This window comes from Aeromonas bivalvium (genome assembly GCF_046078285.1).
Classification (GTDB): domain Bacteria; phylum Pseudomonadota; class Gammaproteobacteria; order Enterobacterales; family Aeromonadaceae; genus Aeromonas; species Aeromonas bivalvium.
In genome coordinates this window covers 13,474-26,331 of sequence record NZ_JBGXBV010000007.1, presented here as the reverse complement: position 1 = coordinate 26,331, position 12,858 = coordinate 13,474, and the positions used below count along the sequence as shown (strand labels likewise).

Genomic DNA, 12,858 nt, shown 5'->3' with positions numbered 1-12,858 from the left:
ACGGCAAACAAAACGATCTCAGGCGTGCAGATCAAGGTGATCCCAATGCAATACCATGAACAATTTGATGTGATCGTCGTCGGTGGCGGTCATGCAGGAACCGAGGCGGCGGCGGCTTCTGCCCGCATGGGCATGAATACCCTGCTGCTGACTCACAACATCGATACCCTGGGCCACATGTCGTGCAACCCGGCGATCGGTGGGATCGGTAAGGGACACCTGGTCAAGGAAATCGACGCCCTCGGCGGGATCATGGCCCGTGCCATCGATCTTGGCGGGATCCAGTTTCGCACCCTCAACTCCTCCAAGGGCCCGGCAGTGCGTGCCACTCGTGCCCAGGCGGATCGTCTGCTCTACAAGGCGGCAGTACGGGAGATGCTGGAGAATCAGCCTAACCTGAAGATCTTCCAGCAGGCCTGTGACGATCTCATCATGGACGGGGATCGCGTCGCAGGTGTCGTGACCCAGAGCGGGATCCGCTTTCACGGCAAGACGGTGGTACTGACCGTTGGCACCTTCCTCAACGGCTTGATCCACATCGGCATGGACAACTACAAGGGCGGCCGCGCAGGGGATCCTCCCTCGATCGCCCTCGCCCAGCGCCTGCGGGAACTGCCGCTGCGCATCGACCGCCTCAAGACGGGCACTCCGCCACGGATCGATGCCCGCAGTGTCGATTTCTCCGTGATGCAGGCCCAGGCGGGCGACACGCCGACCCCGGTATTCTCCTTCATCGGTGATGCCAGCCAGCATCCGCGCCAGATCTCCTGCTTCGTGACCCACACCAACGAGCAGACTCACGAGGTGATCCGCAACAACCTGGATCGCAGCCCCATGTACGCCGGGGTGATCGAGGGGATTGGCCCGCGCTACTGCCCGTCGATCGAGGACAAGATCACCCGTTTCGCCGACAAGACGGCGCACCAGATCTTCGTGGAACCGGAAGGGCTGACCACGCACGAGCTTTACCCGAACGGGATCTCCACCAGCCTGCCGTTCGACGTGCAGGTACAGATCGTCCGTTCGATCCGCGGCTTCGAAAATGCCCACATCACCCGTCCCGGCTATGCCATCGAATATGACTTCTTCGATCCGCGGGATCTCAAGGCGAACATGGAGAGCAAGTGCATCCCCAATCTGTTCTTCGCCGGCCAGATCAACGGCACCACGGGTTACGAAGAGGCTGGAGCCCAGGGCCTGCTGGCGGGGCTGAACGCCGCCCTGCGCGCCCAGGACAAGGATCCCTGGCATCCCCGTAGGGATCAGGCCTACATGGGCGTGATGATGGACGACCTCTCCACCCTGGGGACCCGCGAGCCCTATCGTATGTTCACCAGCCGCGCCGAATACCGGCTGCTGCTGCGGGAAGACAACGCTGACTTGCGTCTGACCCCGGCCGGCCGCGAGCTGGGCCTGGTGGACGATGAGCGCTGGGCCAGGTTCAACAGCAAGCTGGAGTCGGTGGAGCAGGAGCGTCAGCGTCTGCGCAGCACCTGGATCCATCCCCAGCATGTGGCCGTGCCCGGCATCAATGCCCTGGTCAACACCCCCATCAGCCGGGAACACAGCCTGGAAGAGCTGATGCGTCGCCCGGAAGTGACCTATGACGCCCTGATGGCGATCGAGGGGGTAGGCCCGGCCCTCGCGGATCCGGCCGCCGCCGATCAGGTGGAGATCCAGATCAAGTACGCCGGTTACATCGATCGTCAGCAGGACGAGGTGGAGAAGCAACTGCGCAACGAAAACACCCTGTTGCCGCTGGACATGGATTACCGCGACGTCAACGGTCTCTCCAACGAGGTGATCGCCAAGCTGAACGATGCCAAGCCCCAGACCATAGGTCAGGCGTCCCGCATCTCCGGCATCACACCGGCGGCCATCTCCATCCTGCTGGTACACCTGAAAAAACACGGTTTGCTGCGTAAAACCGCCTGAGGATCCTTGCCCTTGGAAAACATGCTGGAAAGATTGAACGGCCTGCTCGCGCAGGCCGATATCGTTATAGCTGAGACTCAAAAGACCCAACTTATCAAGCTGGTCGAGTTGCTGCACAAGTGGAACAAGGCTTACAATCTCACCTCGGTGCGCGAGCCTGACGCCATGCTGGTCAAGCATATCCTCGACAGTCTGGTGGTGAGCCCTCACCTTCGCGGTGAACGCTTCATCGACGTGGGAACCGGCCCGGGTCTGCCGGGTCTGCCGCTCGCCATCATCAACCCGGACAAGCAGTTTGTGCTGCTCGACAGCCTGGGCAAGCGGATCAGCTTCATCCGCCAGGTGACTCAGGAGCTGGGACTCACCAACGTGACCCCTGTGCTGAGCCGTGTGGAAGCCTATCAGCCCGAACAGGGCTTCGATGGCGTGCTGAGCCGGGCCTTTGCCTCCCTGGAGGACATGCTGACCTGGTGTCACCACCTGCCGTCCGAGGAGGGCAGCTTCCTGGCGCTCAAGGGACAATACCCGGCGCAGGAGCTGGCCCAGTTGCCGGCCAATATCCGCCTGGTGGCCTCCCATCCCCTGGTGGTGCCCGAGCTGGAAGGCGAGCGTCACCTGCTGGAGTTTAAAACCATCTAGCCCGCTTGGGCTGCCGTTTCATTGAGGGGATAGTGTGGGAAAAGTCATCGCCATAGCCAACCAGAAGGGTGGGGTCGGAAAAACCACCACCTGCGTGAACCTGGCGGCCTCCATGGCGGCTACTCGCCGCAAGGTGCTGGTGATCGATCTGGATCCCCAGGGCAATGCCACCATGGGCAGCGGCGTCGACAAGTATGACGTCGAACGTACCGCCTACGAGCTGCTGATCGAAGATACCCCGGTGCGGGAGGTGATCGTCACCGACACCTCCGGCGGCTATCACCTGATCGCCGCCAACGCCGACGTGACCGCGGCCGAAATTCGCCTCATGGAGTTCTTCGCCCGGGAGATTCGGCTGCGCAACGCCATCGCCTCGGTGCGCGACAAGTATGATTACATCTTCATCGACTGTCCCCCCTCCCTCAACATGTTGACCGTCAACGCCATGGCCGCCGCCGACTCCGTGCTGGTGCCCATGCAGTGCGAATACTATGCCCTGGAGGGGCTGACCGCCCTGGTCGACACCATCAGCAAGCTGGCCGCCGTGGTCAATCCGGATCTCAAGATCGAGGGGGTGCTGCGCACCATGTTCGATCACCGCAACCGGCTGGCCAATGATGTGTCCGATCAGCTTAAACAGCACTTCGGGGACAAGGTCTATCGCACCATCATCCCCCGCAACGTGCGGCTGGCGGAGGCGCCGAGCTTCGGAGCCCCGGCCATGCACTATGACAAATCATCGGTGGGTGCCAAGGCCTATCTGGCTCTGGCTGGCGAGATACTGCGCCGCCAGGAGCAGGCGCCACAGGCGGCCATCGCAGATCGAGAGAGCATATGACCCCGAAAAAACGTGGGCTGGGCAAGGGGCTGGATGCCCTGCTCAGCACCAGCACGGCCGCGCGCCAGAAACAGGTGATGAGCGATCAGCGCACCGAAGAGGCCATGGCCCCCGCCCCCCAGGGCGAGCTGCGCAAGCTGCCGGTGGAGTGGCTGCGTTCGGGCAAGTATCAGCCGCGCAAGGACATGTCCCAGGACGCGCTGGACGATCTCGCCAACTCCATTCGCGCCCAGGGGGTGATCCAGCCCATAGTGGTGCGCCCCCTCGGCGAGCAGTCGTTCGAGATCATCGCCGGCGAGCGGCGCTGGCGCGCCTCCCAGCTCGCCCGGCTCGAGGTGGTGCCCTGCATCGTCAAGGACGTGCCCGACGAGGCCGCCGTGGCCATCGCCCTGATTGAGAACATCCAGCGCGAAGACCTCAACGCCATCGAGGAAGCCGTCGCCCTGCAGCGGCTGCTGACCGAGTTCGAGCTGACCCACCAGCAGGTGGCCGAGGCGGTGGGCAAGTCCCGCACCACGGTGACCAACCTGCTGCGCCTCAACCAGCTCAACGACGACGTGAAGCGGTTCGTGGAGCATGGCGACCTCGACATGGGTCATGCCCGTGCCCTGCTGGCCCTGAGCGGCCCGGCCCAGTCCGAGCTGGCCAAACTGGTGGCCCAGAAGGGGTTGACCGTGCGAGATACCGAGCGCTTGGTGCAAAAAACATTGGAACCGGCAAAAACCAGGGTTGAACCGGTTCGGGATCCGCAATTTGCTTACCTCGAGCGTCAGATTTCCGAAAAAATTGGTAATCAGGTGCAATTGCAGCAAGGCAAACAGGATAGTGGCAAGTTAGTAATAAGTTACGAGAACTTGGCCGATTTGGATCGGGTTTTGGGCTATTTTGGCCTGTCAGAATCGTGATTTTTACGCTTTGTGTAGTAATAAAACATCCATTCCTTTCGATATGAACATAACCTTAATTTTGTGCGGAAAGCCGCAAAATTTAAGGGTTTTTGCCATGTTGCAATAGCTGTCTTCAAGGGTATAATTTGACCGGCTTTTGGGGCTGTAAATTCGTGCATGCCAACATGTCGTTTTTTACAGTTCTGTAATGTTCAGGGGGCGTAGGTGAAGCAGAAATTGGCCTGGAAAGGTTTGACACTGGCCCTGGCGATGATTGCTTGCCAACTCACCCTGATCCTGGCTGTAAGTGCCGCTTGGGTTCACCTGAAGGGCATTTCGGCTGGATATGCGTCCCTCTATGGGGGAGGCATATACCTGATTCCACAACTCCTGTTCAGTCTGTTTACGTTGAACCGGAACCTCGGCCCCGGGAGTGCGGGCTGGGTGTTGTGGGATTTTTATGTTGGAGCAGGGATCAAGCTGGTAAGTACCGTCGCACTCTTCGTGGCAGTGCTCTCGTACGTCGAGGTGGATCACCTTCCCCTCTATGTCACCTATTCGCTCTCCCTGTTTTTCCAATGGGTCATCACGATCGTTCTCAATAACCGCTACTAGGAAAACTCATGGCTGCAACCGGAGAAGCCCTGACTACTCAGGGATACATCTCCCACCACCTGCACCATCTGCAAGTGGGTTCGGGGTTCTGGACGGTAAATATCGACTCCATGATATTTTCCGTTATCCTCGGCGCTCTGTTTATCTGGATATTCCGCAAGGTGGCTGCTACGGCGACCAGCGGTGTACCGGGCAAGCTTCAGTGTTTTGTAGAAATGGTTGTCGAGTTTGTGGATGACACCGTCAAGGGTATCTTCCACGGTAAGAGCAAGCTGATCGCTCCGCTGGCACTGACCGTGTTCATCTGGGTTTTCCTGATGAACTTGATGGATCTCATCCCGGTTGACTACCTGCCCTACACAGCACAAGTGCTGGGCATCCCCTACTTGCGAGTAGTTCCTTCCGCCGATGTTAACATCACCATGTCCATGGCCCTGGGTGTCTTCGCCTTGATCATCATCTACAGCATCAAGATGAAGGGCGTCTCGGGTTTTGTGAAAGAGTTGACCCTCAACCCTTTCAATCACTGGGCAATGATCCCTGTTAACCTCGCGTTGGAGTTGGTTACCCTGCTGTCCAAGCCCATCTCTCTGGGTCTGCGTCTGTTTGGTAACATGTATGCCGGTGAACTGGTGTTTATCCTGATCGCTGGTCTGCTACCGTGGTGGTCCCAATGGCTCCTTAGTGTGCCCTGGGCGCTGTTCCACATTCTGGTAATTACTCTGCAAGCCTTTATCTTCATGGTATTGACCATTGTCTATTTGTCGATGGCCAGTGAAGACCATTAATCCTGTTACGTTTACTAGCTCTGTTTGGAGAATATAAAGATGGAAATGATTTACTTCGCCGCTGCAATCATGCTGGGTATGGCCGCTGTTGGTGCCGCTATCGGTATCTCTCTGCTGGGTGGCAAGTTCCTGGAAGGCGCCGCTCGTCAACCTGACCTGATGCCTATCCTGCGTACCAACTTCTTCATCGTAATGGGTCTGGTCGACGCTATCCCGATGATCGTGGTCGGTATGGCTCTGTACCTGATCTTCGGGGTTGCAGCCTGATAAGTGATGCGGTTGTTATCACTTTCTTTTTAAATTTCATATAGAGAGGTCTTGGTTGTGAGTATCAATGCCACCCTCCTCGGTCAGACACTTGCTTTCATCATTTTTGTCTGGTGCTGCATGAAGTTCGTATGGCCGCCGCTGATGGCTGCCATCGAAGCCCGTCAGAAAGCTATCTCTGACGGACTCTCTTCAGCAGAGCGTGCCAAAAAAGATCTGGACTTGGCCAAGGCCAACGCCAGCGATCAGCTGAAAGAAGCCAAGCGTCAGGCTGCCGAAATCATTGAACAGGCCAACAAACGCAAGGCCCAGATCATCGATGAGGCGGCAACCGGTGCCCAGGCTGAGCGGGAGAAAATCCTGGCTCAAGGCCGTGCCGAGATCGACGCTGAACGTCATCGTGCCAAAGAAGAACTGCGCAAGCAGGTTGCTGCTCTTGCCATTGCGGGCGCAGAGAAGATCCTGGCGCGCCACATCGACCAGGCTGCCAACAGCGACATCGTCGACAAACTGGTAGCAGAACTGTAACGGGAACGGGGCCATGTCTGAACTGACTACTATCGCTCGCCCCTACGCCAAGGCTGCTTTCGAGTTTGCCGTTGAGCACAAGGCGGTGGACCAATGGCTGGAGATGCTCGATTTCGCGGCGCAAGTCGTGGAGAACGAGACCATCCACTCCATGGTGCACGGCTCTGTGGCTGCCGAGTCCCTCGCAAACCTGTTTGTGAGTGTCTGCGGTGAACAACTCGACGCGCATGGCCAGAACCTGATCCGGGTGATGGCTGAGAATGGTCGCTTGGGTGTGCTGCCGGCGGTCGTGACCGAATATGTATTGCTCAAGGCTGAACTCGACAAAGAAGTTCAGGCTGACGTGATTTCGGCACACGAACTGACCGACCAGCAGAAGGCCGCTATTCAGGCTTCTCTGGAGCAACGTCTCGCACGCAAAGTGAAGCTGAATTGCAGCATGGATGCGTCCTTGATGGCCGGAGTGCTCATCAAGGCCGGAGATCTGGTTATCGACGGCACAGTCCGCGGTAAGCTGGATCGCATGGCCGACGCGCTGCAATCTTGATTGGGGTATTAGAGCATGCAACTGAATTCCACTGAAATCGCCGAGCTTATCAAGCAGCGCATCGCGCAGTTTGATGTCAAGAGCGAAGCGCGCAACGAAGGTACCATCGTCTCCGTAAGCGACGGTATCATTCGTATCCACGGTCTGGCCGATGCCATGCAGGGTGAAATGATCGAGCTGCCGGGCAACCGCTTCGCTCTGGCATTGAACCTGGAGCGTGACTCCGTCGGTGCCGTGGTCATGGGTCCCTACGCCGATCTGGCCGAAGGGATGAAAGTAAAAGGGACTGGCCGCATTCTGGAAGTGCCGGTCGGTCGTGGTCTGTTGGGCCGGGTGGTCAACACCCTGGGTCAGCCTATCGACGGTAAGGGCCCCATCGACAACGACGGCTTCTCGCCGATCGAAGTCATCGCACCGGGCGTTATCGAGCGTAAGTCTGTTGACCAGCCTGTCCAGACCGGCCTGAAAGCCATCGATGCCATGATCCCCATCGGTCGTGGCCAGCGTGAGCTGATCATCGGTGACCGTCAGGTGGGCAAGACCGCCATCGCCATCGACACCATCATCAACCAGAAAGACTCTGGTATTAAGTGTGTGTACGTCGCGATCGGCCAGAAGGCTTCCACCATCGCCAACGTGGTGCGCAAGCTGGAAGAGCACGGCGCCCTGGCCAACACCATAGTCGTGGTTGCCTCCGCGTCCGAAGCCGCTGCCCTGCAGTACCTGGCGCCCTATGCCGGTTGCTCCATGGGTGAGTACTTCCGTGACCGCGGCGAAGACGCGCTCATCATCTATGATGACCTGTCCAAGCAAGCCGTGGCCTACCGCCAGATCTCCCTGCTGCTGCGCCGTCCGCCTGGACGCGAAGCCTACCCGGGTGACGTCTTCTATCTGCACTCCCGTCTGCTCGAGCGCGCCTCCCGCGTCAACGTCGAGTACGTCGAGAAGTTCACCAAGGGTGCCGTGACTGGCAAGACGGGGTCTCTGACCGCGCTGCCGATCATCGAAACCCAGGCCGGTGACGTGTCTGCGTTCGTTCCGACCAACGTGATCTCCATCACCGATGGTCAGATCTTCCTGACCACTCAGCTGTTCAACTCCGGTATTCGTCCGGCGGTTGACCCGGGTATCTCCGTATCCCGGGTAGGTGGCGCGGCCCAGACCAAGATCGTCAAGAAGCTGTCCGGTGGTATCCGTACCGCACTGGCCCAGTACCGCGAGCTGGCGGCCTTTGCCCAGTTCTCTTCCGATCTGGACGAGGCGACCCGCAAGCAGCTGGACCACGGTCAGAAAGTGACCGAGCTGATGAAGCAGAAACAGTACTCTCCGATGAGCGTGGCCCAGCAGTCGCTGGTGCTGTTCGCCGCCGAGAAGGGTTACCTCTCCGATGTCGAAATCGCCAAGATCGTCGACTTCGAAGCCGCTCTGCTCTCTTACGCCAATACCCAGCATGGTGAGCTGATGGCTGAGATCAATGCCAAGGCCGACTACAACGATGACATCGTTGGCAAGCTGACTGCGTTGCTCGATACCTTCAAGGCAACCCAGACCTGGTAAGCGTGTGTGGCAGCGCAAGCTGCCACCTGATGGAGAGAAGAGATGGCCGGCGCAAAAGAGATACGTAACAAGATCGGGAGTGTGAAGAACACTCAGAAGATCACCGGCGCTATGGAAATGGTGGCAGCAAGCAAGATGCGCCGTGCGCAGGAACGCATGTCTGCCAGCCGTCCGTACGCTGAAACCATGCGCAAGGTGATCGGCCATATCGCCCAGGGGAACTTGGAATACAAGCACCCCTACCTCATGGAACGTGAGGTCAAGCGAGTGGGTTACATCGTCGTCTCCACCGACCGTGGCCTGTGTGGCGGCCTGAACATCAACCTGTTCAAGGCAGCCCTCAACGATATGAAGCAATGGAGCGCGAAAGGAGCCAAGGTTGACCTGGCTCTGATCGGCAACAAAGCCTCCGGCTTCTTTCAGCGGCACGGTGCCAAGGTGCAAGCCCATGTCTCCGGACTGGGTGACAACCCGAGCATCAATGACCTGATCGGTTCAGTGAAGGTCATGCTGAAGGCGTACGACAACGGTGAGATAGACAAGCTGTATCTGGTGTACAACAAGTTCGTGAACACCATGGTCCAGCAACCCCGAGTCGATCAATTGCTGCCTTTGCCCGTAACAGAAGACAGCAAGCTCGCCAAGAAGCACCACTGGGATTACCTCTATGAGCCGGATCCCAAGAAGCTGCTGGATACCCTGCTGATTCGCTATGTCGAGTCCCAGGTGTACCAGGGTGTGGTGGAAAACTTGGCCAGCGAACAGGCAGCCAGAATGGTTGCCATGCAAGCCGCGACTGACAACGCCGGCAACCTGATTAACGATCTGCAACTGGTATACAACAAGGCCCGTCAGGCCAGTATCACCCAGGAGCTGACAGAGATCGTTTCCGGTGCTGCTGCGGTGTAAGGCAAGGGTTATCAAAGGTTTAGAGGATTTGACATGAGTAATGGTTTCATCGTCCAAATCATCGGCGCTGTGGTGGACATCGAGTTCCCGCAGAATGCCGTGCCCAAGGTGTACGATGCTCTGAGCGTCGTCAGCGAAGGTCAAGGCCAGGGTCTGGTGCTGGAAGTGCAGCAGCAGATCGGTGGCGGTGTCGTACGCTGCATCACCATGGGTTCCTCCGACGGTCTGCGTCGTGGGTTGGAAGTAGTTAATACCGGCAAGGCAATCCAGGTACCGGTCGGTACCTCGACCCTGGGCCGCATCATGAACGTACTGGGCGACCCCATCGACGAGAAGGGTCCGATCGGCGAAGAAGAGCGTTGGTCCATCCACCGCGAAGCCCCCAGCTACGAAGATCAGTCCAACAGCAACGACCTGCTGGAGACCGGCATCAAGGTTATCGACCTGGTATGCCCGTTCGCCAAGGGTGGTAAGGTTGGTCTGTTCGGCGGCGCCGGTGTCGGCAAGACCGTCAACATGATGGAGCTGATCCGTAACATCGCCATCGAACACAGCGGTTACTCCGTGTTCGCCGGTGTGGGCGAGCGTACCCGTGAGGGTAACGACTTCTACCACGAGATGATGGAGTCCAACGTACTGGACAAGGTATCTCTGGTTTACGGTCAGATGAACGAGCCGCCCGGAAACCGTCTGCGCGTGGCGCTGACCGGCCTGACCATGGCCGAGAAGTTCCGTGACGAGGGTCGTGACGTGCTGTTCTTCGTGGACAACATCTACCGTTACACCCTGGCCGGTACCGAGGTATCCGCACTGCTGGGCCGTATGCCTTCCGCAGTAGGTTACCAGCCGACCCTGGCCGAGGAGATGGGTGTTCTGCAAGAGCGCATCACCTCCACCAAGACAGGTTCCATCACTTCAGTCCAGGCCGTTTACGTGCCTGCGGATGACTTGACCGACCCGTCGCCGGCGACCACCTTCGCCCACCTGGATGCGACCGTGGTACTGTCCCGTCAGATCGCGGCGCTGGGTATCTACCCGGCCGTTGACCCGCTGGACTCCACCTCCCGTCAGCTGGATCCGCTGGTGGTTGGCAAGGAGCACTACGAGACAGCTCGTGGCGTTCAGACCGTACTGCAGCGCTACAAGGAGCTGAAGGACATCATCGCCATCCTGGGTATGGATGAACTGTCAGAAGAAGACAAACTGACCGTCGCCCGTGCCCGTAAGATCGAGCGTTTCCTGTCCCAGCCGTTCTTCGTGGCCGAAGTATTTACCGGTTCTCCGGGCAAATACGTGCCGCTGAAAGAGACCATCCGTGGTTTCCAGGGCATCCTGAAAGGCGAGTATGACGATCTGCCCGAGCAGGCGTTCTACATGGTTGGCGGTATCGACGAAGTCGTCGAGAAAGCCAAGAAACTGTAAGCCTCGATAGGAGGGCCCATGGCTGAGATATCCTTTCACCTGGACGTGGTGAGCGCCGAAGGAAAGCTGTTTTCCGGTCGCGTACAATCTGCTCAGGTATCAGGCTCCGAGGGTGAGCTGGGTCTCCGCCACGGTCATGCGCCGCTGCTGACTTCCATCAAGCCGGGCCTGGTCCGCTTGGTGAAGCAGAACGGTGATGAAGAGGTGATGTACATCTCCGGCGGCATGCTGGAAGTACAACCCGAAGCCGTGACTGTGCTGGCCGATACCGCGATTCGTGCCGATGACCTGGATGAGGCGAAAGCCCAGGAAGCCAAGCGTCGTGCCGAGGAGCGGATCCACAGCTCCCATGGTGACATCGATTACGCCCAGGCCGCCACCGAGCTGGCCAAGGCGATGGCCCAACTGCGGGTTATCGATATCGTCAAAAAGAATTACCGTTAATAGCGGTACTATCAAAAGCGACCTTCGGGTCGCTTTTTTTTTGCCCGTTCGATAGACTCCGCCGAGCATTTCCTCATGTTTCAAAGGCTGGCTATGTCTCTCAACGTCGTGATCCTGGCTGCGGGTAAAGGTACTCGCATGCGCTCCGTACTGCCCAAGGTGCTGCACCCTGTCGCCAACAAACCCATGGTGTCCCATGTGATCGACACCGCCCGCCAGATAGGTGCCGAGCAATTGCACCTGGTGTACGGCCACGGTGCCGAGCTGCTCAAGGAGCGGATCGCCGCGCCGGATCTCAACTGGGTGCTGCAGGCCCAGCAACTGGGTACCGGCCATGCCGTCGCCCAGGCGATCCCTTTCTGGCAGGATGACGACGATGTACTGGTGCTCTACGGCGACACCCCGCTGATCCAGCCCGAGACCCTGCAACGGCTGCTGGCCGCCAAGGCCGATGACGGCATGGCGCTGCTGACCGTGGTGCTGGACAACCCCACCGGCTACGGCCGCATAGTGCGGGAAAACGGCCAGGTGGTCGGCATCGTCGAGCAGAAGGATGCCAACGCCGAGCAGCTCGCCATCCGCGAGGTGAATACCGGTGTGCTGGTGGCCAGGGGCGCCGATTTGCGTGGCTGGCTGTCTCGCCTGGACAACAAGAACGCCCAGGGGGAGTTCTATCTCACCGATGTGATCGCCATGGCCCATGGGGATGGTTGCCCCATCGCCGCCGTCCACCCGGACAGCGCCATGGAGGTGGAAGGGGCCAACAACCGGGTCCAGCTGGCGGCCCTCGAGCGTAGCTATCAGCAGATGCAGGCCGAGAAGCTGATGATCGCCGGCGCCACCCTGATCGATCCGGCCCGCTTCGATCTGCGCGGCACCCTGGAGATCGGGGAGGAGGTGGTGATCGACGTCAATGTCATCATCGAGGGCAGGGTCAAGCTCGGCAACCATGTGCGCATAGGTGTTGGTGCCGTGTTGAAGGATTGCGAGATTGGCGATCACAGCGAGGTGAAACCCTACTCCGTCATCGAGGGTGCCCAGGTGGCCGATCAATGCTCGGTCGGCCCCTTCGCCCGTCTGCGCCCCGGCGCCGTGCTGGAGCAGGATGCCCATGTCGGCAACTTCGTCGAGATGAAGAAATCCCGGCTCGGTGTGGGCTCCAAGTGCGGTCACCTGACCTACCTGGGGGATGCGGACATCGGCGCCAAGGTCAACATCGGTGCCGGCACCATTACTTGTAATTATGATGGGGTGAACAAGTTCCAGACCATCATAGAGGATGACGTCTTCGTCGGCTCCGATACCCAGCTGGTGGCGCCGGTGCGCATCGGCAAGGGGGCGACCCTGGGGGCGGGTTCCACCATCACCAAGGATGTGGCCGAACACGAGCTGGTGATCACCCGGGTGCCCCAGCGCCACATCAAGCACTGGGCCCGCCCGGTCAAGAAGAAGTGATGCCCGATCAATGAAATGCAAACCGGC

Annotated in this window: 14 protein-coding genes; all 14 read left to right on the top strand. The window is 59.0% G+C overall.

The window, feature by feature from the left end:
• Window positions 1-45 precede the first annotated feature (45 nt).
• Window positions 46-1,935 (top strand): tRNA uridine-5-carboxymethylaminomethyl(34) synthesis enzyme MnmG, encoded by a 1,890-nt coding sequence (gene mnmG / locus ACEUCR_RS15300; protein ID WP_111874384.1) that lies wholly within the window; start codon window positions 46-48, stop codon window positions 1,933-1,935.
• 21 nt (window positions 1,936-1,956) lie between these two features.
• A complete protein-coding gene (rsmG, locus tag ACEUCR_RS15295) occupies window positions 1,957-2,574 on the top strand; it encodes a 16S rRNA (guanine(527)-N(7))-methyltransferase RsmG (RefSeq protein ID WP_408791252.1) in 618 nt (205 codons plus the stop codon).
• 34 nt (window positions 2,575-2,608) lie between these two features.
• Window positions 2,609-3,412, top strand: coding sequence for a ParA family protein (locus ACEUCR_RS15290; RefSeq protein WP_042000388.1), 804 nt, complete (start codon window positions 2,609-2,611; stop codon window positions 3,410-3,412).
• A complete protein-coding gene (locus ACEUCR_RS15285) occupies window positions 3,409-4,317 on the top strand; it encodes a ParB/RepB/Spo0J family partition protein (protein ID WP_042000390.1) in 909 nt (302 codons plus the stop codon). Before ACEUCR_RS15290 ends, ACEUCR_RS15285 begins: the two co-directional genes overlap by 4 nt.
• Window positions 4,318-4,524: 207 nt before the next feature.
• Window positions 4,525-4,914, top strand: coding sequence for an ATP synthase subunit I (locus ACEUCR_RS15280; RefSeq protein WP_244911321.1), 390 nt, complete (start codon window positions 4,525-4,527; stop codon window positions 4,912-4,914).
• An 8-nt stretch (window positions 4,915-4,922) separates the two neighbouring features.
• Window positions 4,923-5,702 (top strand): F0F1 ATP synthase subunit A, encoded by a 780-nt coding sequence (atpB, locus tag ACEUCR_RS15275; protein ID WP_042000394.1) that lies wholly within the window; start codon window positions 4,923-4,925, stop codon window positions 5,700-5,702.
• A 39-nt stretch (window positions 5,703-5,741) separates the two neighbouring features.
• Window positions 5,742-5,969 carry a F0F1 ATP synthase subunit C gene (gene atpE, locus ACEUCR_RS15270; protein WP_370881544.1) on the top strand — a complete coding sequence of 76 codons (228 nt, stop codon included), beginning with the start codon at window positions 5,742-5,744 and terminating at the stop codon, window positions 5,967-5,969.
• A 57-nt stretch (window positions 5,970-6,026) separates the two neighbouring features.
• On the top strand, window positions 6,027-6,497 hold the full coding sequence (atpF, locus tag ACEUCR_RS15265; RefSeq protein WP_042000487.1) for a F0F1 ATP synthase subunit B: 471 nt from the start codon (window positions 6,027-6,029) through the stop codon (window positions 6,495-6,497).
• Between the two features lie 13 nt (window positions 6,498-6,510).
• Complete coding sequence (gene atpH / locus ACEUCR_RS15260; RefSeq protein WP_042000399.1) at window positions 6,511-7,044, top strand: F0F1 ATP synthase subunit delta; 534 nt, start codon at window positions 6,511-6,513, stop codon at window positions 7,042-7,044.
• Between the two features lie 15 nt (window positions 7,045-7,059).
• Window positions 7,060-8,601 carry a F0F1 ATP synthase subunit alpha gene (atpA, locus tag ACEUCR_RS15255; RefSeq protein ID WP_042000403.1) on the top strand — a complete coding sequence of 514 codons (1,542 nt, stop codon included), beginning with the start codon at window positions 7,060-7,062 and terminating at the stop codon, window positions 8,599-8,601.
• 42 nt (window positions 8,602-8,643) lie between these two features.
• On the top strand, window positions 8,644-9,510 hold the full coding sequence (gene atpG / locus ACEUCR_RS15250; RefSeq protein ID WP_042000406.1) for a F0F1 ATP synthase subunit gamma: 867 nt from the start codon (window positions 8,644-8,646) through the stop codon (window positions 9,508-9,510).
• Between the two features lie 33 nt (window positions 9,511-9,543).
• Window positions 9,544-10,932 (top strand): F0F1 ATP synthase subunit beta, encoded by a 1,389-nt coding sequence (atpD, locus tag ACEUCR_RS15245; protein ID WP_042000409.1) that lies wholly within the window; start codon window positions 9,544-9,546, stop codon window positions 10,930-10,932.
• Between the two features lie 18 nt (window positions 10,933-10,950).
• Window positions 10,951-11,376 carry a F0F1 ATP synthase subunit epsilon gene (locus ACEUCR_RS15240; protein WP_042000414.1) on the top strand — a complete coding sequence of 142 codons (426 nt, stop codon included), beginning with the start codon at window positions 10,951-10,953 and terminating at the stop codon, window positions 11,374-11,376.
• Window positions 11,377-11,469: 93 nt separating this feature from the next.
• Window positions 11,470-12,831 carry a bifunctional UDP-N-acetylglucosamine diphosphorylase/glucosamine-1-phosphate N-acetyltransferase GlmU gene (gene glmU / locus ACEUCR_RS15235; RefSeq protein ID WP_408791249.1) on the top strand — a complete coding sequence of 454 codons (1,362 nt, stop codon included), beginning with the start codon at window positions 11,470-11,472 and terminating at the stop codon, window positions 12,829-12,831.
• Window positions 12,832-12,858 lie beyond the last annotated feature (27 nt).